The following is a 22,394-nucleotide window of genomic DNA, read 5'->3' as shown; positions in this document are numbered from 1 at the left end:
CCGCTCCAGGAGATTCATTGGTGTTGCCCATGCGTTGGCTGCTCCTGTTCGGGATGCTGTGGATGTGGCCGTCGCTGGCGGCCGCGCAGCCGGTCCCACCAACGCCGCGCCAGCTGACCGTATTCGATGGTCTGCCGTCCAACACCGTCAACCGCATGGCCGAAGACGGGTACGGCTACCTGTGGTTGGCCACCAACGATGGCCTGGCCCGGTTCGACGGCCGCAACTACCGTGTCTGGCGCGCAGAAGACGGCCTTCGCGACAACATGGTCTGGAGCGTGCACGTGGATGCGCGCAACCAGCTGTGGATCGGTACCGAAAATGCCGGGCTGGCGATGATGTCTGCCGACCGCCGCGAGCTGCGCTTCTTTGACCGTGCCAGCAATCCGGTGATCGGCAGCAACACGATCTGGAGCCTGGCTTCCACCGGTGACGGGGCGGTCTGGTTCGGCACCTACGAAGGCGGGCTGCACCGGCTTGACCGTAATGGCGTGATCACCCGCTTCATGCCGGAACCCGGCAACCGGCGCAGCCTGCCGGCTGCATCGGTGACGCATATGGCCACCACCCGGGACGGCAGCCTGTGGGTCGGTACCAAGGCCGGGCTGGCGCGCTGGACCGGGCGCGACTTCGAGCGGGTGCCTGCGTCCAAGCTGCCCACGCCGCTGGTCAACGGGCTGACCGCCGAACTGGATGGCAGCCTGTGGATCAGTACCAACGCAGGCACGGTGGTGCGACGGCCGGATGGCAGCTTCACTCCGGCGCCCTGGAAGGTGGACGCCGGCGACCAGGTGCTGGGCATGATGCTGCGCGATGAGCAGGGCGGGTACTGGCTCGACACCCGGTCCGGTCTTGGACGCGCCTACCAGAACCGGTTCCAGCAGGTTCCGCTTTACAGCGCGGTTGCCCGCGGCCAGGTGCGCCCCAACTGGACTGGCGCGTACGAAGATCGCGAAGGCGGCATATGGCTGGCCAGTACCAACAGTGGCCTGTGGCACCTGCTGCCGCGCTGGTGGCAGTTCTCGGTGCTGTCACGGCTGGAGGACGACCCGGCCTCGCTTCGCAACGGTTACGTGCTGGGCATGGCCGCATCGGCCAACGGTGGTGCCTGGGCCGTGGGTACCCACGGTGCACTTGACCGCTTCGATCCGGTCACCGGCCGGGTGGAACAACACCGGACCTGGGTGGATGGTGCCCAATGGTTGTTGTCCGTAGTGGAAGACGCGCGCGGACACGTCTGGATCGGATCGCATGAGGCGCTGCTGCGCTACGACCCCGATACCGGGGCCCTGCAACGCTGGGGCAGCGATGCGGGCCTTGATGCGGCGATGGAGGGCGACGTGGATACGCTGATGCTCTGCGACGGCGGCAGCGTCTGGAGCGCGTCATCCGGCGGACTGCAGCAACGCAGCCTGGACGGCCGCGTACGCCAGCGGATCGCGGCCGGCACGGCAGGATTGGTGCCCGGACAGCTGGTTTTGGACCTCATGTGTGGTCCACAGGACCATCTGTGGGTGGCAACCAACCAGGGCCTGATGCAGTGGGTGCCCTCGCGTGCGCGGTTCGACGGGGTGCCGGGCGCGGCGGCCGTCGCCAGCCATGCCCTGGCGCGGGCCAACGATGGCACGGTGTGGGTATCGGAAGATGGACGGTTGATCCGCTATCGCTGGACCGGGAAGCGGCTCGCGCGGGAGGCACAGATCGGGCCCGAAGAGGGCTTCCCGCAGCTGTCGGCGACGGGATTGGTGGTTGATGCCCAGGATATCGTGTGGGCCGCCAGCTCGCGCGGCCTGATCCGCGTCGATCCCAACCAGGGCAGCGTGCGCCAGTACGGCGTACGTGATGGGCTGCCCAGCCAGGAGTTCCGCCGCGGCACGCTGGTGCGTACGGCCAGCAACCACATCGCCGGCGGGACACCGGCCGGCGTGGTGCTGTTCGATCCGGACCAGGTACGCCCGGCGACCCGGCGCGCCCCGCTGGTGATCGAGCGCGTGGAAGTGCGCCGAGGCGAGCGGGTGCTGGACCTGACCCATCTTGCCCCGCTGGAGATCGCCGATGCCGACCGCGATCTGCGCATCGTGGCGCGGCTGCTGTCCTTTGCCGACTCGTCGTCCAACAGCTATCGCTACCGCCTGGCCGGCTACGACCCGGATTGGGTGGAAGTGGGACCGGGTGGCGAGCGCGTATTCTCGCGGCTGCCGCCCGGACGTTACCGGCTTGAGGTGCAGGCACGCTCGGCCGACCTGGTCTGGTCGCGGGTACAGGTGCTTGAGTTCCGGGTAATGCCCCCCTGGTGGCGCAGCGTATCGGGGCTGCTGGTGATGACTTCGATCGCCTTGTTGCTGCTGAGCCTGTGCGCCTGGTTGTACCGCCGCCGCGTGCAACGCCGCCACGCCTACCAGCTGGCGCTGCACAAGCAGGAACTGGCCGAGCAGGCATCGGCTGCCAAGACACGCTTCCTGGCCAACCTGGGCCATGAAGTGCGCACGCCCATGACCGGCGTGCTGGGCATGAGCGAGCTGCTGCTGGGGTCGCCGCTGAACGCGCAGCAGCGCAGTTACACCGAATCGATCCGGCATGCCGGCGAGCACCTGCTGCACCTGGTGAACGACGCGCTGGACCTGGCCCGGATCGAATCGGGGCGGCTGCAGCTGCAGACGCAGCCGTTTGCGCTGCAGGGCGTGATTGATGATGCCTGCACCCTGATGGCGGCGCTGGCAGAGCAGAAGGGGCTGCGCTTCGTGGTCGACAACGAACTGCCGGCCGGGCTGTGCAGCGTGGGCGATGCGGTGCGGGTGCGTCAGATCCTGCTCAACCTGCTGGGCAATGCAGTCAAATTCACCAGCAACGGCGAAGTGCGGTTGAAGGTGTATGCGCTGGCGCCGGGGCGTGGGCTGTACTTCGAGGTATCCGATACCGGGCCGGGCATCAGCAGCGACCAGCAGCAGCGCCTGTTCCGGCGCTTCGAGCAGGCCGATGGTGCGCGCACCGCCGCGCAGTACGGCGGCAGCGGCCTGGGCCTGGCGATCTGCCGCGAGCTTGCGCTGGCCATGCAGGGCCAGATCAGCGTTGAAAGCCAGCTCGGCGTGGGCACGCGCTTCAGCGTGACGTTGCCGCTGCCGCTGCAGATGGCCGATGCGACGGTCGGAAGCGCCGGCGTTGCCGAGGGCCAGCCCCTGCCGCCGCTGCGCCTGCTGCTGGTCGAGGACGACCAGACGGTGGCCAGCGTGATCATCGGCCTGCTGAGCGCGCGCGGACACGAGGTCGTGCACGCCGGGCACGCATTGGCCGCGCTGCGCGAAGTGAGCGATGCGCCGTTCGACGTGGTGCTGCTGGACCTGGACCTGCCCGGCCTGGGCGGCCTGGAACTGGCTGGACATCTGCGCAACCAGGGCTATGCGATGCCGTTGCTGGCGGTGACCGCGCGGACCGACCCGGGCATCGAACACCAGGTCCGCGAGGCGGGCTTCCAGGGCTTCCTGCGCAAGCCGGTGACCGGTGACCTGCTGGAACAGGCGATCGCGCGGGTGGTGGTGGAGGGGCGGGGGTAAAAATTTTTTAAAGGTCATCGGACCAACGGTCCGCTGCTACCGAGGTCGCCTATTCGGCGACCTCTTCTACATCGCGGGGGGAGGGGCGGGTGTCGGGCAGCTGCCAGAAGATCAGCGTGGAGGTGAGCGTGATCGCACCCACGCACACGAACGTGGCATGCAGGGCAGCGGTAGCGCCGCGCAGGGTGTCCAGATGCTCGAACGCAGCCAGCAGGCTGCCTGCAGCCGCGGCGCCGAAGCCGGTGGCCAGCATCATCACCATCGACAGCAGGCTGTTGCCCGAGCTGGCGAAATCACGGTCCAGGTCGCGCAGCGTCACGGTGTTCATTACGGTGAACTGCAGCGAATTGACTGCGCCGAATGCCGCCAGCTGCACCACGCGCAGCCCCATCGGCTGACCGGGGACCATGAAGATGAAGCTGGCCATCGCCAACCCGACCAGCACAGTGTTGACCATCAATACCCGGCGGTAGCCGAAGCGTTCCACCAGCTTGACCGCGTAGCGTTTGGACAGCATGCCGGCGGCTGCCACGGGAATCATCAGCAGCCCGGCGTTCATCGGACTCATGCCCATGCCCACCTGCAGCAACAGGGGGATCAGCAGCGGCATCGCGCTGCTGCCGATCCGCGAGAACAGGTTGCCAAGGATGCCGATGCGGTAGCTGGGCACGTGGAACAGCGCCAGAGAGAACAGCGGCGCGGTGGAGTTGGCCGCATGCAGCCAGTAGCCGACCAGTGCAGCCAGTCCGGCCACGGTCATCAGCATCACCAATGCGTGCGGCGTGGCCATGCCGGAAATGCCATCCAGTGCCAGTGACAGCACCACCATGCCGAATGCCAGCATCAGGTAGCCGGCGATGTCGAAGCGGGTGCGGTGTTCGGCGTAGTGGTCGGGCATGATCTTCAGCGCGGCCACGAAGCCGATCACGCCGATGGGCAGGTTGATCAGGAACACCCAGTGCCAGGACGCCACCTCCACCAGCCAGCCCCCCAGGGTCGGGCCGATCAGCGGCCCCACCAGGGCCGGGATGGCGATGAAACTCATGGCCCGCAGGAACTGCTCGCGCGAGACCGAGCGCATCACTGCCAGGCGCCCGACCGGCAGCAGCATCGCGCCACCCACGCCCTGCAGCACGCGCGCACCGACCAGCTGGTGCAGGGTCTGTGCCAGCGCGCAGGCGAGCGAGCCGAGGGTGAACAGGATGATCGCCGCCAGGAAGGTGCGGCGCGTGCCGAAGCGGTCGGCGATCCAGCCCGAGGCGGGAATGAACGTCGCCACTGCCAGCGCGTAGCTGAACACCACCGACTGCATCTGCAGCGGGCTCTCGCCGAGGCTGCGCGCCATGGCGGGCAGGGCGGTGTTTACGATGGTCGAATCCAGCATCTGCATGAAGATCGCCAGCGACACCAGCCACAACAGGGGCCGGAACGAGGCATAGCTGGGGGTCGTCATCGTGTGCACCTTCATCAACGAGGTGCACATGATCGCAGATGCGGGGCAATGCCCGGTGATGGGCACCGCGCTGGCTCGGGCACGTGCGCAGGATCATGGCTTTGACACGCATGGCTCGGGCACGTGCGCAGGATCATGGCTTTGACACGCATGGCGTGTCACTACGATCCTTGGTCGCTCGATCTGGGGGTCGCGCGGTCGTTGGATCAACGGCGGCTGTGGGAATGTACGGCTTCTACCAGTACCTGCACATGTTCAGGGTTCATGTCGGGCGACATGCCGTGGCCGAGGTTGAACACGTGGCCCTCGCGGGAGCCGCCATTGCCGCGCGCATAGCTGTCCAGCACCTGCCCGGCGGCACGTTCGATCGCCGCCGGGTTGCCGTACAACGTGGCCGGATCGAGATTGCCCTGCAGCGCCACGCGTCCGCCGGTACGTGCCACTGCGTCGGCCAGGTCCAGGGTCCAGTCCACGCCCAAGGCATCGGCGCCGGTGTCGGCGAGGTCAGCCAGGTGCAGGCCGGTGCCCTTGCCGAACAGGATCAGCGGGGTGCGCTGCTCGCCTTCACCGCGCTCCAGTTCACGCGCGATGCGGGTCAGGTAGCGCAGCGAGAAGTCGCGGTACATGGACGGGCTGAGCACGCCGCCCCAGGTATCGAACACCTGCAGCACCTGCGCGCCGGCCGCGCGCTGGGCAGCCAGGTAGGCAACCACCGCATCGGTCACCACCGACAGCAGCTGGTGCAGTGCGGCCGGCTCGTTCAGGGCCATGGCCTTGATGCGGGCGAAATCCTTGCTGCCGCCGCCCTCGACCATGTAGCACGCCAGCGTCCACGGGCTCCCGGAGAATCCGATCAGCGGTACGCGGCCATCCAGCTCGCGGCGGATCACGCGGACTGCATCCATCACATAGCGCAGCTCGGTCTCCATGTCCGGTACTGCGAGCCGGGCGATGGCGGCGGTGTCGCGGACCGGGTGGCGGAACTTCGGACCCTCGCCTTCGACGAAATACAGCTCCAGGCCCATCGCATCGGGAATGGTCAGGATGTCCGAGAACAGGATCGCCGCGTCCAGGTCGAACCGGCGCAGCGGCTGCAGGGTGACTTCGCAGGCGATGTCCGGGTTCTTGGCCATGGCCAGGAAACTGCCGGCCTTGGCGCGGGTGGCGCGATACTCGGGCAGGTAACGGCCGGCCTGGCGCATCAGCCAGACGGGCGTGCAGTCCACCGGTTCGCGGCGCAGGGCGCGCAGCAGGCGATCGTGGCGGGGGGGGCTGGTCACGGGATGCATCCTTGGAAACGGGTGGCGCAGGGCCGGGGGAGGCGAGGCCGCTCAGCGCGGCGGCACGCCGCGGGTATAGGTGATCTGGTAACCGCGCTTGAGCTCGCTGTCGCGTGCCTTCTCAAACGCGGCTTCTGCCTGCGCCTGGTCCGCGAAGAACTGGCGGTGCAGCTTGGCGCTCCTGCCGATCTGGCCCGACTCGCGCAGCAGTTCCCAGCCGCCGAACAGGTCCGGTTGCAGGGTGAGCTGGAGGTAGCCGGCCGGATCGGTGCCGCTGGCAGGTTGCTGCAGGAAGATGCGCATGGCCGCGATTGTAGCCGCGAACCGGCAACGGGTCCGTACCGGCCCGCTGGGCGGCCGCGGCAAGCGGTCGCAGCTCAACCCGTGGCCAGCACGCGCAGGACGTCGGCTTCGTCGATGTCGGCGACCACTTCGGCGCGGCCGATGCCCCGCCACAGCACCAGCCGCAGGCGCCCGGCCACGTTCTTCTTGTCAAGCCGCATGCGCGCCAGCAGGGCCTCGGGCGCAAGCCCGGCCGGAACGGCGACCGGCAGCTCGTAGCGCAGCAGCAGTTCGCGCAGGCGGGCGGTGTCCTCGTCGCGGCTCATGCCCAGCTGCGCCGACAGCCGCGCGGCGAGCACCATGCCCACCGCGACTGCTTCGCCGTGGTTGAGGTTGTCATTGCCGGGCGCACCGTAGCCCTGCTCGGTCTCGATCGCGTGCCCGAAGGTGTGGCCCAGGTTCAACAGGGCCCGCTCGCCGCGTTCCAGCGGATCGCGCGCGACGATCTCGGCCTTGTGCTCGCAGCTGCGCGCGATGGCCTGGGCCAGCGCCGCATCGTCACCGGCCAGCAGTGCGGCATGTTCGGCCTGCAGCCACTGGAAGAACAGCGGGTCGCGGATCGCGCCGTACTTGATCACCTCGGCCAGGCCGGCGCGCAGTTCGCGCGGCGGCAGGGTGCGCAGCGCGGCGGTATCGGCAATCACCGCACGAGGTGGGTGGAAGGCGCCCACCAGGTTCTTGCCTTCGGGAATGTCAACGGCGGTCTTGCCGCCCACTGACGAATCGACCATGGCCAGCAGCGAGGTAGGCAGCTGCACGCAGTCCACCCCACGCATCCAGCAGGCCGCGGCAAACCCGGCCAGGTCGCCGGCCACGCCGCCGCCCAGGGCCACCACGCACGCGTCGCGGGTAGCGCCGAGCGCAGCCAGCGCGGTGATCGCCGCGCCGAAGTTGGCCAGTGTCTTCGAGGCTTCGCCGGCCGGCAGCACCAGCTCGCCGATCAACAGTTCCGGTCGGGCATCCCGCAGAGCCTGCTTGACTCCCTCCAGGTATAGCGGTGCCACTGACGAGTCGCTGAGCAGCAGTACGTGGCGGCCGCGTACGTAACCTGCCAGCAGTTCGCCGCGGGCAAGCAGGCCGGGGCCGATATGGATCGTGTAGGGGGTGTCGCCGCCGACGGCGACGGTGCGGGGGGGCGCGCTCATGCGTGAGGTTCCAGTCGCTGCCATTGCGAGGCCAGCCGCAGCACCAGCTGCGCGGTCGCCTCGTTGGGCGTGTACAGATCGGTATCGAGGGTGAGGTCGGCCAGGCCTTGGTACAACGGGTCGCGCACGCCGGCCATCGCGTGCAGCACCTGCTCGCGGTCCGGTCGTTGCAGCAGCGGCCGGCCCCGGTCGCGGGCCAGCCGCTCCAGCTGCGCCGGGACGCTGACCCGCAGGTAGACCACGAAGCCACGCTGCGCGATTGCCTCGCGATTGCCCGCATCGAGCACGGCACCGCCGCCGGTGGATATCAGCTGCCCCTGACCGGCGAGCAGCCGCTGCAGCACCTGGCGTTCATGCTGGCGGAAGCCGGCCTCGCCCGAATGTTCGAAGATGGTGGGAATGCTCGCCCCGGCCGCGTCCACGATGGCCTGGTCGGCGTCCACGAAGTCCAGCGTGAAGCGCTCGGCGAGACGGCGGCCGATACAGGTCTTGCCGGCGCCCATCGGGCCCACCAGAATGAGGTTTGGAGCAGGATTCATTACCCGGAATGCTAACACCTCCATGTCGCGGCCTTTACGCACCGGACCCCATCGTGGGCGGCGCGGAATGTCCCGCACGCACCCGGAGCACCCCATGTCAGTGGCCAAAATCATCGAGATCAATGCCTCTTCGTCCACCAGCGTCGAAGACGCGGTGCGCAGCGGCCTGAAAAAGGTGTCCGAAACGGTCAAAGGCATCCAGGGGGCCTGGATCAACGAAACCAAGGTGGTCACCGACGGCGAGGGCAACATCACCGAATGGCGGGTCAACCTGCGTGTGACGTTCCTGGTCAGCTGAGCGGGCGGGAAAGGCTTCAGCCAGGCGCCGGCACGATCCGGCGCTGGTCGTCCAGCATCACCACCCGGTCGGCCAGCGCCGGCAGCGTCCGCAAGGCCTGCCGACTGACCCGCTCGTAGTACTGCACGAACCGCTCCAGCTGGGCGCGGCTCATGCTGCTGCGCTCGGGTTGGGCGGCCTGCAGGTTCTGCTCCTGCTGCCAGCGCCACCGCGGCACCACGGCGAAATCCGGGGGCTGCAGGAACCATAACAGGTCGCACCGCTGCCACAGCGGCGGGTAGTCCCGGGCCAGGGCCTGGTTGCACCAGCGGCGCCACCGGCCCCCGGCGTCGGCGTCGCGCTCGAGCGCATTGAGCGGGGCGTCCAGTTCGTCCTCCCGCTGCGCCGGGGTGCCGAGGAACCAGCCTTCAAAAACCAGCAGGTCCAGGCCATCGTTGAGGTGCGCCCAGTGCGCGTCCGGCACGCGCTCGTCGGCCAGCTTGTCGAACCGGGGCAACGCCACGGGCTGCCGCGCGGTAATCGCGTCCAGGGTGGCGTGGGCGAGGGCCAGGTCATGTGTTCCGGGTGGCCCGCGGGTCAGCAGCAGGGGATGCACCTGGCGCGCCAGGCGCTGGCGCTGGGCGCGGGTGAGGTAGAAGTCGTCGATGGACAGTGCCGCCGCACGCAGCCCCCGTTGCCGGGCCAGGGCCACCACCTGGGCCGCCAGCGTCGATTTGCCGCTGCCCTGCAGGCCGCTGATCGCCAATACTGGCACCGTGGCCGTGACGGCCAGCGCGTCATCCAGCGCCTGCGCGACCAGTGCATCGGGAAATCCCTTGTTCCGGGGCATGTACGCAGCAGCGGGCATGCGCAGACAATAAACCCAAACCGAGCCGCAAGAAACCGACCATGACCGATCTCTACGCTGAAGCGCTGTCCACCTTCGCCGCCCTGTACGACGAAGCCAGGGGCAGCGCTGAAATCGAACCCAATGCGATGACCGTGGCCACCGCCACGGGCACCGGACTGCCCTCGGCGCGCACGGTGCTGCTGAAGGCGTTCGATGAACGCGGTTTCGTGTTCTATACGCACCTGGACAGCCACAAAGGCCGTGAGCTGCAGGCCAACCCGCACGCCGCACTGCTGTTCCTGTGGCGCAGCCTGCGCGAGGCCGGCATCCAGGTGCGCATCGAAGGCACCGTGGAACAGGTCAGCAACGAAGAAGCCGACGCGTACTTTGCCTCGCGTCCGCGCCTGAGCCAGATCGGCGCGTGGGCGTCGCTGCAGTCGCGCACGCTGGCCTCGCGCGAGGAATTCGATACGCGCGTGGCCACCGCCGAAGCCAGCTTCGCCGGCCGCGATGTGCCGCGGCCGGAGGGCTGGAGTGGGCTGCGTGTGGTGCCGCGCCGCATCGAGTTCTGGTACGGCGCGCAGTTCCGCCTGCATGAGCGCTGGTGCTATGAGATCGACGTCAACGGGCAGTGGGGCAAGCGCCTGCTGTACCCGTAAGCGTCGCTCAGCCGACCACCGGCAGGGTCAATGCGCCGATCAGCGACGACATTGCCTTCTGCCGGGTGGTGATGGCCCCCACCGCCTCGAACAGCGCATACAGCTGGGCGCGCCGGGTCTCGGCATCGGCGGCCTGCTTGAACGCGTCCAGCGTGCTGGTATCGGCGTTTTCACGCCGGGTGGTGGCACCGCCCGTCGTGGTGGTGGGCTCACGCTGAAGCCAGTAGCGCGCTTCGTGCGCGGGGACCGAATCGGGGTCGGTCAGTGCGTTGGCCAGCCGGTCCAGGTCGGCGCCATGCGACTCCAGCAGCGCGGCCCAGGTTTCGGGACGGGGCTGGGTAGCCGAGCACAGCGACAGGTATCGCATCAGGGCACTGGTCAGCGTGCCTTCGCCCAGGCGGTCGTAGCGGGTGAACTGGGTGGAGCGGCTGTGCTGCACCGACAGGGTGGGCGACAGCCCCGGCAGCACGGGGACGGGCACGGTCAGATCCACCGTCTGCGCGGTGCCAGTGGCCACGCGCACTGCGTGCAGGTGATTGCCGCGCGCTGAGGCGGGGAAATCCGGGTCGGTCTGGTAGGACGGCCGGAAGAATCGCACCATGCACTGGGCGGTAGCGTTGACCCCGAGCTCGGCCGACAGCGGGGTAGTGAGGGCTTCCGCCTCGCGCAATGGCAGCGCGCCCCAGTCCGGCAGTTGCCGTTCGACTTCGCTCAGGATCGTGCCAAGCGCGGGTGCGAGATTCGACTCGAAGGTCAGTTCCAGGTAGTAGCCCGCCCGCAGCGGATCGGGATCCTGTCGGACGTGGCGTGCAAACCTCACCCCTCCGGTGGCAGTGAGCAGGGGCAGCGTCGCCGAGAGCGACAGGGTGCCACTGAGTGTGTCGATTTTCTGGATCTGCTCACGGAACGCATGGGTGGCCCGATACACCCACGCGCGGTCGTGCGGCAGGAGGGTGTCGTGGATGCGCCGCGCCTGTGCCTGGACGGTGCGCTGCAGCCGGGTCCAGTCCGCGTGCGCGGCGGGCGAGCCGGGATCGGGTGCGGGCACTGCCTGCAGCCAGGCAAGCGTGTCGAGCAGGGCGATCATCACCGGCTCGGGCGCGGTGCTGCTGCCGCCCCAGTCGCGTGCCAGCGACGCCAGCGGCGCGCGTGCCTGTTGCGGCGCCCGCAGCGACAGCGTGGTCAGCGCCTGCAGGTGATCGAACGCGGCACCCACGTGGTCCACCGCCTCCAGCCGCCGTTCCAGGTTGTCGGGGTCCCGCGGCGCCGCCATGAGCTGCTGGACGATCTGCAACGCGTGTGAACGAGGCTGGTCGCCCACCCGATGCGCCACGCGCGTGTCCAGCACCGTGCGGATGCCAAGTTCCTTGCTGGCGGGCAGGCCGTCGTTGCCGAGTTCGGTCAGCCGGGTGGGCAGTGCCGCGCGCAGCTCGGTTCGGCTCGCCGCGCCGGTGGCGCCGAGCTGGCCAACCCCGTATCCGGCACTTGCCGACAGCGCACCGCCGTGGGTGGTCAGGCCCGCGGTGATCAGCAGGCCACGCGTGCCAAACGCCAGCGGTTGCGCTAGCGCCGGTGCGCCGAGCAGGACCGGCAGTTTCGATTGCCAGGCCATTGCGCGGCTGGCGCGCTCGTCGTAGCGGTCCCGCCGTGGCTCGGTCACACGCTTGAACGCACGCTGCAGGGCGTTGCCGCCCAGCCGGCGGGCGACCGATGCATGCGCCAGCCGCAGCACGCGCGTGCGCATGGACATCGAAATGTCCGCATCGCCTTCGGTGGAGTAAGCGCTCAGTCCGCCTTCCACGCCTACCCGGGGCGCGACGGTGGCCTGGACACTGGCTTCACCCGTTACCGTGGCGCTGCGGATGGTGGCGATGGTCAGGTCATCGAACGTGGCAACGCTGCACTCCTGGCGTGCCCCGGCCGCCGCCCCCGCATGCACGCCACTGGGCAATCCGAAGCGGACGCCCAACATGCCGCCGTTGCCGACGCTGCGCTGCGAACCCGGCAGCACGTTGATGCGTTCGCGTTCGGTATGCCGTGCGATCTGCTCGTGCAGCATCGCCTCGGCGCGTGCTGCGCGGACAAGGTCATACAGCGCAGTGCGCACGGCCTTCTGCCGTTCGGAAACATGGCTGCCACCGGGCAGGCGCTTGATCGCACGCAGCAACGCGCTGCTCTGTCTGCGGGTCAGCGGCCGGCGCGGGTCCAGGGCCAGCGTGTCCAGGGCGTTGGCAAAATCCGCGGGCGCGTCGGCGCGGCACACCGCCAGCAGTGCATGGATCTGTCCGCTCAGCACCATCAACGCATGCTCGGAAGGGCCGGCAGCGCGGGGTGCATCCTCCGCGCCCTGCTCGGTATTGGCGGCGGCCGATGGCATCCGCCATACCCGGGTGGGCGCAGCCTGCGCGCAGCTGGCGTGATTGCTTATGCCGGTCAGCGGGATGGCGCCCGCAGCACCGCGCTGCCTGCGCAGGAGCAGTGCGGTGCCGCGGGTGACGAGGGTGGAGATCGGCCTGGCGTGCGTTGCTGGGAACATGCGGTGTCCTCGGTGATGGGCGGGTCGTCGCTCTGGAACCTAGCGGCGCCGCAGGCCGTTGGACATTGCTGCGTTCGCCGGCAGTTCACCCGGGATTCCCGTTGATGAACCCTCCCGGCGGACGGCAGAACGTTTTCTCTCTTGACCTCATCGATGACATCTATCGGATCGTGCGTCGCGACGCCGCACCGGAACCCCTGCTCTGCTGCGGAATTGCTGTGTTCACCAGACATCTGCTGCCGGCCGTGTCGCGTCAGGGCGGCCCGTATGCAAGGCCCCTGGATGTCCCACGCTGTCAGTTCCTGCCCGCGCACCAGGCAAAATGATGAACACGTTGCACAACCGGATATCCGCATTTGGCTTTAGGAATTTCCCCAATGCGTTGTCGGTTGAAGCCTGAACTGCGTATCAGGGATGTCGTCGCTGGCACGCGGTGCGCAGAGCCCGCGCGCTGGACCTCACCCCGAAGGCTGCCGAAGCCAACGCCATAGCGTGGTGCGCGATACCCCCAACCGGGCGGCCAGCTGCTCGCGGTTGCCGTGGTGTTCCAGCAACCAGTGCTGCAGCGTGGCGGCCGAAGGTCGCGTCGGCAGGGGTCCGGTACGCGATACGGCGGCGTCTGCGGCGGGTGCGTCGGTCGTGCCTGGCAGCAGTTCGGGCAGCCATGACTGCAGCTGTTCCAGGCCCAATACGCCTTGGTCGCTTCGCCAATGGATGCGGAGTCGATCGACCAGATTGCGCAGCTCGCGCACGTTGCCCGGCCACGCGTAGACGCACAGCCGGTGTGTGGCGGCTGCATCGAGCGGTGAAGGGCGCTGCCCCAATTGCTGGAAGAAGTGCTCCAGCAGCAGCGGCACATCCCGAGGGCGCTCACGCAGGGTCGGCAGCGCGATCCGCAGCGCGGCCAGGCGATAGTAGAGGTCGCGCCGGAAGCGCTGCGCCTCTACCAGCGATTCCAGGTTCTGCAGAGTGGCCGCCACCACGCGCACATCCACTGCGGTGGGCTCGGTGGCGCCCACGCGCAGCACTTCGCGCTCTTCCAGCACCCGCAACAGGCGGGTCTGCAGCGGCAGTGGCAACTCGCCGATCTCGTCCAGGAACAGCGTGCCACCGTCGGCCGCTTCGACCAGCCCGACCCGCCCCCCGCGCCGCGCGCCGGTAAAGGCGCCCTCGGTGTAACCGAACAGCTCGGCCTCCAGCAGAGATTCACTGATGGCGCCGCAGTTGAGTGCCACGAAGCGGCCACTGCGGCCGCTGGCCGCATGCAGCTGGCGCGCCACCAGCTCCTTGCCGGTGCCGGTGGCGCCGGTTACCAGCACGGTGCTGTCGTGGGGGGCATACAGCGCGATCCGCTCGCGTACCTGCTGCATTGCCGGGCTGTCGCCGAGCAGGCGGTGTTCGACCGGACGCAGCCGGGTCGGCGCACGCCGGCGCGGCGCCGCAACGCCGGAGCGCGCCAGGGTCTGGGTCAGTTCAAGCGCATGTTCGAACGCCTGGCGCACCGAATCGGCCGAATACAGCAGCACCCCGGGCAGTCCCACGCGCTCGGCGTGGTCGATGGCCATGCCGGTGCCGACGATCACCTCGATGCCGTTGGCGCGCATGTCGGCGATGCAGTCGCGTGCATCTTCACGGGTCACGAAGCGCCGATGTTCGATATCCAGCCCGAAGCTGTGCTGGAAGCTGCCGAAGCTGGGTACGTCGGTGGCATGGGTGACCAGCCCGATCCGCGGCGCGATCCGCCGGGCCCGCGCCAGCGCTTCCATCAGGTCGAAGCCGTTGGCCTGGATCGGTACCAGCGGTACCTCCAGGCGGCTGCGCAGGTACGCCGCGTTCGAGCCGCCGGCAATGACCACGTCGCAGTGCTCGCGGCGCAGACGCTGCCCGATCACGTCCACCGCCTCCTCGAAGCCGAGGTTGATCGGCACGATGCGGGCGCGGCGGTCGAACTCCGGAATGACATCGCCGAGCAGCCCGGTCAGCCGCGACACGCTGACCGTCCAGATCACCGGCAGCGCGCCGGGGTCGGGGTCGGGCAGACGGGGGCGGGGCAGGCGGATCGACATGGACGGTAGCTCTGTTTCAGTTCCATCCATGTTACAGCTGTTTCAATGTTTCAAAGTGAAACAGGCCGGACCGGTAGCCGCGCTAATGAAATCAATCACTTGGGAGTTGGCACGCGCCTTGCGGCTGTTCTCCGTCATCCTCGATGGAATGTTCCCCATGACCACTGCTGTTTCCTCCGCCGGCGCCCGCTTCCGCGCCGCGCTGGCCGCCGAATCGCCCCTGCAGGTGATCGGGGCGATCAACGCCAACCACGCACTGCTGGCCAAGCGCGCCGGCTACCGTGCCATCTACCTTTCCGGCGGCGGCGTCGCGGCCGGTTCGCTGGGCCTGCCCGACCTGGGCATCAACACCCTGGAAGATGTGCTCATCGACGTGCGCCGCATCACGGACGTGTGCGATCTGCCGCTGATGGTCGACATCGACACCGGCTTCGGCCCCAGCGCCTTCAACATCGCGCGCACCGTGAAATCGCTGATCAAGACCGGCGCGGCCGCCTGCCATATCGAAGACCAGGTGGGCGCCAAGCGCTGCGGGCATCGGCCGGGCAAGGAAATCGTCACCCAGGGCGAGATGGTGGACCGGGTCAAGGCAGCGGCCGATGCCAAGACCGATCCGGACTTCTTCCTGATCGCGCGCACCGATGCCATCCAGGTGGACGGCGTGGATGCAGCCATCGAGCGCGCCATCGCCTGCGTGGAAGCGGGCGCCGACGGCATCTTTGCCGAGGCCGCCTACGACCTGGCCACCTACCGCCGCTTCGTGGAAGCGGTGAAGGTGCCGGTACTGGCCAACATCACCGAATTCGGCAAGACCCCGCTGTTCAGCCGCGACGAACTGGCCTCGGCCGGCGTGGCCATCCAGCTGTTCCCGCTGTCGGCGTTCCGTGCGGCCAACAAGGCCGCCGAGAACGTGTATGAGACCATTCGCCGCGACGGCCACCAGAAGAACGTGGTGGACAGCATGCAGACGCGCGAGGAACTGTACGACCGTATCGGCTACCACGCCTTCGAGCAGCAGCTCGACGCGCTGTTCGCCGCCAAGAAGTAACGTCGCACCATTGTTTTCTGGAGGGATCATGAGCGAAGCAACCACCGCCCCCGGCTTCAAGCCGAAGAAGTCCGTCGCCCTGTCGGGCACCGCCGCCGGCAACACGGCGCTGTGCACCGTCGGCCGCAGCGGCAACGATCTGCATTACCGCGGCTATGACATCCTGGACCTGGCCAACACCAGCGAGTTCGAGGAAATCGCCCACCTGCTGGTGCACGGCAAACTGCCGACCCGCGCCGAGCTGGTCGCCTACAAGGCCAAGTTGAAGTCGCTGCGCGGCATCCCGGCGGCGGTCAAGGCCGCGCTGGAAGAGCTGCCGCCGTCGGCCCACCCGATGGACGTGATGCGCACCGGTGTTTCCGTGCTCGGCTGCGTGTCGCCGGAGAAGGACGACCACAACCACCCCGGCGCGCGCGACATCGCCGACAAGCTGATGGCCTGCCTGGGCTCGATGCTGCTGTACTGGTACCACTGGAGCCACAACGGCCGCGCGATCGACGTGGAGACCGACGACGACTCCATCGGCGGCCACTTCCTGCACCTGCTGCACGGCGAGAAGCCGCAGGATTCGTGGGTGAAGGCGATGCATACCTCGCTTATCCTGTACGCCGAGCACGAGTTCAACGCTTCAACGTTCACGTGCCGCGTCATCGCCGGTACCGGCAGCGACATGTACAGCTGCATCACCGGTGGCATCGGCGCGCTGCGTGGGCCGAAGCATGGCGGCGCCAATGAGGTGGCGTTCGAAGTACAGAAGCGCTACGACTCCCCGGATGAGGCCGAGGCCGACATCAAGGCCCGGGTCGAGCGCAAGGAAGTGGTGATCGGCTTCGGCCACCCGGTCTATACGGTCAGCGACCCGCGCAACAAGGTGATCAAGGACGTGGCCCGCGAACTGTCCAGCGAGCAGCAGAACCTGAAGATGTACGACATTGCCGAGCGCCTGGAATCGGTGATGTGGGACATCAAGAAGATGTTCCCGAACCTGGACTGGTTCAGCGCCGTCAGCTACCACATGATGGGCGTGCCGACCGCGATGTTCACCCCGTTGTTCGTGATCGCCCGCACCTCCGGCTGGAGCGCGCACGTGATCGAACAGCGCATCGACGGCAAGATCATCCGCCCCAGCGCCAACTACACCGGCCCGGAAGACCAGGCCTTCGTGCCGATCGACCAGCGCCGCTGAACGAAGGGCCGGCCCCCGGGCCGGCCTTTCCCGTTTGCAGCACGGCCCGCCAAACAGAAGCAGTTATCGCCAGCCATGAATACTGATTACCGCAAGACCCTTCCCGGCACCTCGCTGGACTATTTCGATACGCGTGCGGCCGTTGATGCGATCGCCCCGGGCGCCTATGCCACGCTGCCGTATACCTCGCGCGTGCTGGCCGAAAACCTGGTGCGCCGCTGTGACCCGGCCACCCTGGAGGCCTCGCTGCGGCAGCTGATCGAACGCCGCCAGGACCTGGATTTCCCGTGGTACCCCGCGCGCGTGGTGTGTCATGACATCCTGGGGCAGACCGCGCTGGTCGATCTGGCCGGTCTGCGCGATGCCATTGCCGACGCCGGTGGCGACCCGGCCCAGATCAACCCGGTGGTGCCGACCCAGCTGATCGTGGATCACTCGCTGGCGGTGGAATACCCCGGCTTCGACAAGGCCGCGTTCGAGAAGAACCGCGCCGTTGAAGACCGCCGCAACGAAGACCGCTTCCACTTCATCAACTGGACCAGGAAGGCGTTCAAGAACGTCGATGTGATTCCGCCGGGCAACGGGATCATGCACCAGATCAACCTGGAGAAGATGTCGCCGGTGATCCAGGTGCGCGACGGGGTGGCCTTCCCCGATACCTGCGTGGGCACCGACAGCCACACCCCGCACGTGGACGCGCTGGGCGTGATCGCCATCGGCGTGGGCGGCCTGGAAGCGGAGAACGTCATGCTCGGCCGCGCCTCATGGATGCGCCTGCCGGACATCATCGGTGTCGAGCTGACCGGTCGCCCGCAACCGGGCATCACCTGCACCGACCTTGTGCTGGCGCTGACCGAGTTCCTGCGCAGGGAGCGCGTGGTGGGGGCGTGGATCGAGTTTTACGGTGAAGGCGCCACCGCGCTGACCATTGGCGACCGCGCCACGATTTCCAACATGACCCCGGAGTTCGGCGCCACCGCCGCGATGTTCTCCATCGACCAGCAGACCCTGGACTACCTGCGCCTGACCGGCCGCGAGGAAGCGCAGGTGCAGCTGGTGGAAACCTACGCCAGGACCACCGGCCTGTGGTCGGATGACCTGGACCAGGTCCAGTACGAGCGCGTGCTGCAGTTCGACCTGTCCAGCGTGGTGCGCAACATGGCCGGGCCGTCCAACCCGCACAAGCGCGTGGCCACCAGCGAACTTGCCGCGCGCGGCATTGCCGACGAAGCCAAGCTGGCCTCCGGCAAGCTCGAACAGGAACAGGGCCTGATGCCCGATGGCGCGGTGATCATCGCCGCCATCACCAGCTGCACCAACACCAGCAACCCGCGCAACGTGATCGCCGCCGCGCTGTTGGCGCGCAACGCCAACCGTGCCGGGCTGAGCCGCAAGCCGTGGGTGAAGAGCTCGCTGGCCCCCGGTTCCAAGGCCGTGCAGCTGTACCTGGAAGACGCCGGCCTGCTCGGCGACCTTGAGCAGATGGGCTTTGGCATCGTGGGCTTCGCCTGCACCACCTGCAACGGCATGAGCGGCGCGCTGGACCCGAAGATCCAGCAGGAAGTGATCGAACGCGACCTGTATGCCACCGCGGTGCTGTCGGGCAACCGCAACTTCGACGGGCGCATCCATCCGTATGCCAAGCAGGCCTTCCTGGCCTCGCCGCCGCTGGTGGTGGCCTACGCCATTGCCGGCACGGTGCGCTTCGACATTGAAAAGGATCCACTCGGTTTCCGCGACGACGGCAGCGCGATCACCCTGAAGGACCTGTGGCCGAGCGATGCCGAGATCGATGCGGTGGTGGCTGCCAGCGTCAAGCCGGAACAGTTCCGCCAGGTCTATGAGCCGATGTTCACCTTCAAGGTCGAACATGGCGCGCCGGTCAGCCCGCTGTACGCATGGCGCCCGCAGAGCACCTACATCCGCCGCCCGCCGTACTGGGAAGGGGCGTTGGCCGGCGAACGCGGCCTGCAGGGCATGCGCGCGCTGGCGGTGCTCGGCGACAACATCACCACCGACCACCTGTCGCCGTCCAACGCGATCCTGGCCAGCAGCGCCGCCGGTGAGTACCTGGCGAAGATGGGCCTGCCCGAGGAAGACTTCAATTCCTACGCCACCCACCGCGGCGATCACCTCACCGCGCAGCGGGCAACCTTCGCCAACCCCAAGCTGATCAATGAAATGGCCGTGATCGATGGCCAGGTCACGCAGGGCTCGCTGGCGCGTATCGAACCGGAAGGCAAGGTCACCCGGATGTGGGAAGCAATTGAAACCTACATGGAGCGCAAGCAGCCGCTGATTATCATCGCCGGTGCCGATTACGGTCAGGGCAGCTCGCGCGACTGGGCCGCCAAGGGCGTGCGCCTGGCCGGCGTGGAAGCCATCGCCGCCGAAGGGTTCGAGCGCATCCACCGCACCAACCTGATCGGCATGGGCGTGCTGCCGCTGGAGTTCAAGCCGGGCGTGAACCGCCTGTCGCTGGGTATCGACGGCACCGAAACCTTCGACGTGGTCGGCGAGCGCGTACCGCGCGCGGAGTTGACCCTGGTGGTCAACCGCCGCGACGGTGAACAGCTGCGGGTGCCGGTCACCTGCCGCCTGGACACCGCAGAAGAAGTCTCGATCTACGAAGCGGGCGGGGTACTGCAGCGTTTTGCGCAGGACTTCCTGGAATCCTCGCAGGTGGCATGACATGACCCATCTTCCCCAACTCCGCATTCCCGCTACCTACATGCGCGGCGGTACCAGCAAGGGGGTGTTCTTCCGCCTGCAGGACCTGCCGTCTGCCGCGCAGATGCCGGGCCCGGCACGTGATGCGCTGCTGATGCGGGTTATCGGCTCACCCGATCCGTATGGCAAGCATACCGACGGCATGGGCGGGGCAACGTCCAGTACCAGCAAGTGCGTGATCATCTCGGCGCCATCGGTGCCCGACCACGATGTGGACTACCTCTACGGGCAGGTGTCGATCGACACCGCGTTCGTGGACTGGAGCGGCAACTGCGGCAACCTCAGCACCGCCGTGGGACCGTTCGCGATCAGCAACGGTTTCATCGATCCGACCCGCGTTCCACGCAACGGGGTCTGCACGGTGCGGATCTGGCAGGCCAACATCGGCAAGACCATCCTGGCCCACGTGCCGGTGGTGGATGGGCAGGTGCAGGAAATCGGCGATTTCGAACTTGACGGGGTGACCTTCCCGGCGGCGGAGATCGCGCTGGAGTTCCTCGATCCGTCCGACGACGGCGAAGGCGAGGGCGGTTCGATGTTCCCGACCGGCAACCTGGTCGACACGCTCGACGTGCCGGGCGTGGGCAGCTTCCAGGTAACCATGATCACCGCCGGCATTCCCACGATCTTCCTCAATGCAGCGGACCTGGGTTACACCGGTACCGAACTGCAGCCGGCGATCAACCAGGACAAGGCCGCGCTGGCCCGGTTCGAGGCGATCCGCGCACACGGCGCGGTGCGCATGGGCCTGATCGACAGCATCGAACAGGCTGCCACCCGCCAGCACACGCCCAAGGTTGCTTTCGTCGCCCCGGCGCAGGACTACGTGTCCTCCAGTGGCAAGCAGATCGCGGCGGCCGACATCGACCTGCACGCCCGCGCGCTGTCGATGGGCAAGCTGCACCACGCCATGATGGGCACTGCGGCGGTAGCCATCGGTACCGCCGCGGCCATTCCCGGCACGCTGGTCAACCTGGCTGCCGGTGGCGGGGAGCGCGGCGCGGTGACCTTCGGGCATCCGTCCGGCACGTTGCGGGTCGGTGCCGAGGCGCGCCTTGTTGACGGGCAGTGGACGGTGACCAAGGCCATCATGAGTCGCAGCGCACGCGTGCTGATGGAGGGCACGGTGCGGGTTCCCGCCGATACGTTGTAAAAGGCAGCCGGGCAGGGCCCGGCTCCACCCGTCCGGACAGGAGCGCAGCGATGTCCACAGGCAGTTCTCCTACCAACGACCGCGTTGCCTGGGACACGGTCATGGTCGACATCGTCGACTACGTACGCGATTACACGGTGACCTCGCCGTTGGCGTTCACCACCGCCCGGCACTGCCTGATCGACACGCTCGGCTGCGGGCTGGCGGCACTGGCGTTCCCTGCCTGCAGCAAGCTGCTGGGCCCGCTGGTGCCCGGCAGCCGCGCGGTCAACGGCGCGCGCGTGCCAGGCACCCGTTTCGAACTGGACCCGGTGCAGGCCGCCTTCAACATCGGCGCAATGGTGCGCTGGCTGGATTTCAACGACACCTGGCTGGCCGCCGAATGGGGCCACCCGTCGGACAACCTCGGCGGCATCCTGGCCACCGCCGACTGGCTCAGCCGCAATGCGGTGGCCCTGCGCCGGCCGCCGCTGACGATGCGCGACGTACTGGTGGCGATGATCAAGGCGCACGAGATCCAGGGCTGCCTGGCGCTGGAAAACGCCTTCAACCGGGTCGGGCTGGACCACGTGGTGCTGGTCAAGGTGGCCTCCACCGCCGTGGTCGCGCACATGCTGGGCCTCGACCGCGAGCGGATGCTCAATGCCGTCTCGCTGGCCTGGGTCGACGGGCAGGCGCTGCGTACCTACCGGCACGCGCCCAATACCGGCTCGCGCAAGAGCTGGGCCGCAGGAGATGCCACCAGCCGCGCGGTGCGGCTGGCGCTGATGGCGGCCACCGGCGAGATGGGCTACCCCAGCGCGCTGACCGCGCCGACCTGGGGTTTCTACGACGTCTCCTTCGGCGGGCAGCCCTTCCGCTTCCAGCGCCCCTACGGCAGCTACGTGATGGAGAACGTGCTGTTCAAGATCAGTTACCCGGCCGAGTTCCATGGCCAGACTGCCGTCGAGGCGGCGATGCAGCTGCACGCACGGCTGCGTGCGGAAGGGCGGCGCATCGACGACATCGCGCACATCACCCTGCGCACCCAGCAGGCCTGCCTGCGCATCATCGACAAGACCGGTCCACTGAACAATCCGGCCGACCGCGACCACTGCGTGCAGTACATGGTGGCCATCGCGCTGCTGTTCGGGCGGCTGGTGGCGGAAGACTACGAGGACGACGTGGCCGCCGATCCGCGCATCGACGCGCTGCGCGCGAAGATCCGCTGCGTCGAAGAGCCCCGGTTCACTGCCGATTACCTGGCCCCGGACAGGCGCAGTATCGCCAATGCACTGGAGCTGCAGTTCCTCGACGGTGATCGGCTGGAGGCTACCGTCGAGTACCCGCTGGGTCACGCCCGCCGCCGCGCCGAGGGGATCCCGCGGCTGGAAGACAAGTTCCGGGCGCACCTGGCGGCCACCTTCCCGACCGCCCAGCAGCGTCGCATCCTGGAGGTATCGCTGGACCCGGTTGCGCTGGAAGCGATGCCGGTCCACGAATACGTCGCGCTTTACGTCCCCGATTGACCGAACCCGCCTGGCTGCGCCCCCTCTATACTGGAGCCCTTGTTCAAGGAGTGACGTCATGGCTGCGCACC

Annotated in this window: 17 protein-coding genes; 9 read left to right on the top strand and 8 right to left on the bottom strand. The window is 68.0% G+C overall.

What is annotated here, in order from left to right; genetic code table 11:
• Window positions 1–29 precede the first annotated feature (29 nt).
• The gene (locus ACGFZ3_RS11190) at window positions 30–3,551 is read left to right on the top strand and encodes an ATP-binding protein (protein ID WP_392920636.1); all 3,522 of its coding nucleotides are present in this window, start codon (window positions 30–32) and stop codon (window positions 3,549–3,551) included.
• Window positions 3,552–3,600: 49 nt separating this feature from the next.
• Here ACGFZ3_RS11190 and mdtD read toward each other — a convergent pair whose 3' ends face one another.
• From mdtD to ACGFZ3_RS11165, 5 genes are all read right to left on the bottom strand, one after another.
• Entirely contained in the window at window positions 3,601–5,004 is a 1,404-nt protein-coding gene (gene mdtD, locus ACGFZ3_RS11185; protein WP_392920633.1) for a multidrug transporter subunit MdtD, read from the bottom strand.
• 206 nt (window positions 5,005–5,210) lie between these two features.
• The gene (gene hemE / locus ACGFZ3_RS11180) at window positions 5,211–6,293 is read right to left on the bottom strand and encodes a uroporphyrinogen decarboxylase (RefSeq protein WP_392920631.1); all 1,083 of its coding nucleotides are present in this window, start codon (window positions 6,291–6,293) and stop codon (window positions 5,211–5,213) included.
• A gap of 42 nt (window positions 6,294–6,335) precedes the next feature.
• Window positions 6,336–6,587, bottom strand: a complete 252-nt coding sequence (locus ACGFZ3_RS11175) for a WGR domain-containing protein (protein WP_392920628.1) — start codon at window positions 6,585–6,587, stop codon at window positions 6,336–6,338.
• A 74-nt stretch (window positions 6,588–6,661) separates the two neighbouring features.
• Window positions 6,662–7,771, bottom strand: coding sequence for a 3-dehydroquinate synthase (gene aroB, locus ACGFZ3_RS11170; RefSeq protein ID WP_392920625.1), 1,110 nt, complete (start codon window positions 7,769–7,771; stop codon window positions 6,662–6,664).
• The gene (locus ACGFZ3_RS11165) at window positions 7,768–8,310 is read right to left on the bottom strand and encodes a shikimate kinase (protein ID WP_392920623.1); all 543 of its coding nucleotides are present in this window, start codon (window positions 8,308–8,310) and stop codon (window positions 7,768–7,770) included. The genes aroB and ACGFZ3_RS11165 overlap by 4 nt, the downstream gene beginning before the upstream one ends.
• Before the next feature lie 94 nt (window positions 8,311–8,404).
• Between ACGFZ3_RS11165 and ACGFZ3_RS11160 the strand changes: the two genes are divergently transcribed.
• Entirely contained in the window at window positions 8,405–8,608 is a 204-nt protein-coding gene (locus ACGFZ3_RS11160; RefSeq protein ID WP_392920620.1) for a dodecin family protein, read from the top strand.
• A 16-nt stretch (window positions 8,609–8,624) separates the two neighbouring features.
• Here the strand turns inward: ACGFZ3_RS11160 and ACGFZ3_RS11155 are convergent, their stop codons facing one another.
• Window positions 8,625–9,455: a kinase gene (locus ACGFZ3_RS11155; RefSeq protein ID WP_392920617.1), complete on the bottom strand. Its 831-nt coding sequence runs from the start codon at window positions 9,453–9,455 to the stop codon at window positions 8,625–8,627.
• Between the two features lie 41 nt (window positions 9,456–9,496).
• Between ACGFZ3_RS11155 and pdxH the strand changes: the two genes are divergently transcribed.
• On the top strand, window positions 9,497–10,096 hold the full coding sequence (gene pdxH / locus ACGFZ3_RS11150; RefSeq protein WP_392920614.1) for a pyridoxamine 5'-phosphate oxidase: 600 nt from the start codon (window positions 9,497–9,499) through the stop codon (window positions 10,094–10,096).
• Window positions 10,097–10,103: 7 nt separating this feature from the next.
• Here pdxH and ACGFZ3_RS11145 read toward each other — a convergent pair whose 3' ends face one another.
• On the bottom strand, window positions 10,104–12,632 hold the full coding sequence (locus tag ACGFZ3_RS11145) for a hypothetical protein (RefSeq protein WP_392920612.1): 2,529 nt from the start codon (window positions 12,630–12,632) through the stop codon (window positions 10,104–10,106).
• 104 nt (window positions 12,633–12,736) lie between these two features.
• On the opposite strand from ACGFZ3_RS11145, the gene ACGFZ3_RS11140 reads away from it, so the two are divergent.
• Window positions 12,737–12,958, top strand: coding sequence for a hypothetical protein (locus ACGFZ3_RS11140; protein ID WP_392920609.1), 222 nt, complete (start codon window positions 12,737–12,739; stop codon window positions 12,956–12,958).
• A 132-nt stretch (window positions 12,959–13,090) separates the two neighbouring features.
• Here the strand turns inward: ACGFZ3_RS11140 and prpR are convergent, their stop codons facing one another.
• Window positions 13,091–14,698, bottom strand: coding sequence for a propionate catabolism operon regulatory protein PrpR (gene prpR, locus ACGFZ3_RS11135; protein WP_392920606.1), 1,608 nt, complete (start codon window positions 14,696–14,698; stop codon window positions 13,091–13,093).
• Between the two features lie 157 nt (window positions 14,699–14,855).
• Between prpR and prpB the strand changes: the two genes are divergently transcribed.
• From prpB to ACGFZ3_RS11110, 5 genes are all read left to right on the top strand, one after another.
• Window positions 14,856–15,746: a methylisocitrate lyase gene (gene prpB, locus ACGFZ3_RS11130; RefSeq protein ID WP_392920603.1), complete on the top strand. Its 891-nt coding sequence runs from the start codon at window positions 14,856–14,858 to the stop codon at window positions 15,744–15,746.
• Window positions 15,747–15,774: 28 nt separating this feature from the next.
• Window positions 15,775–16,932 carry a 2-methylcitrate synthase gene (prpC, locus tag ACGFZ3_RS11125; protein WP_307106561.1) on the top strand — a complete coding sequence of 386 codons (1,158 nt, stop codon included), beginning with the start codon at window positions 15,775–15,777 and terminating at the stop codon, window positions 16,930–16,932.
• Between the two features lie 75 nt (window positions 16,933–17,007).
• Entirely contained in the window at window positions 17,008–19,623 is a 2,616-nt protein-coding gene (gene acnD, locus ACGFZ3_RS11120; protein ID WP_392920599.1) for a Fe/S-dependent 2-methylisocitrate dehydratase AcnD, read from the top strand.
• A gap of 1 nt (window position 19,624) precedes the next feature.
• On the top strand, window positions 19,625–20,815 hold the full coding sequence (gene prpF / locus ACGFZ3_RS11115; RefSeq protein WP_392920596.1) for a 2-methylaconitate cis-trans isomerase PrpF: 1,191 nt from the start codon (window positions 19,625–19,627) through the stop codon (window positions 20,813–20,815).
• A gap of 50 nt (window positions 20,816–20,865) precedes the next feature.
• A complete protein-coding gene (locus tag ACGFZ3_RS11110) occupies window positions 20,866–22,323 on the top strand; it encodes a bifunctional 2-methylcitrate dehydratase/aconitate hydratase (protein WP_392920594.1) in 1,458 nt (485 codons plus the stop codon).
• Window positions 22,324–22,394 lie beyond the last annotated feature (71 nt).

Origin of the sequence: Stenotrophomonas sp. NPDC047960, assembly GCF_043204395.1 — a bacterium.
In the GTDB taxonomy this organism is placed as follows: domain Bacteria; phylum Pseudomonadota; class Gammaproteobacteria; order Xanthomonadales; family Xanthomonadaceae; genus Stenotrophomonas.
The sequence above is the reverse complement of the archived record's forward strand: the minus strand, read 5'-3'. Positions and strand labels throughout refer to the sequence as shown.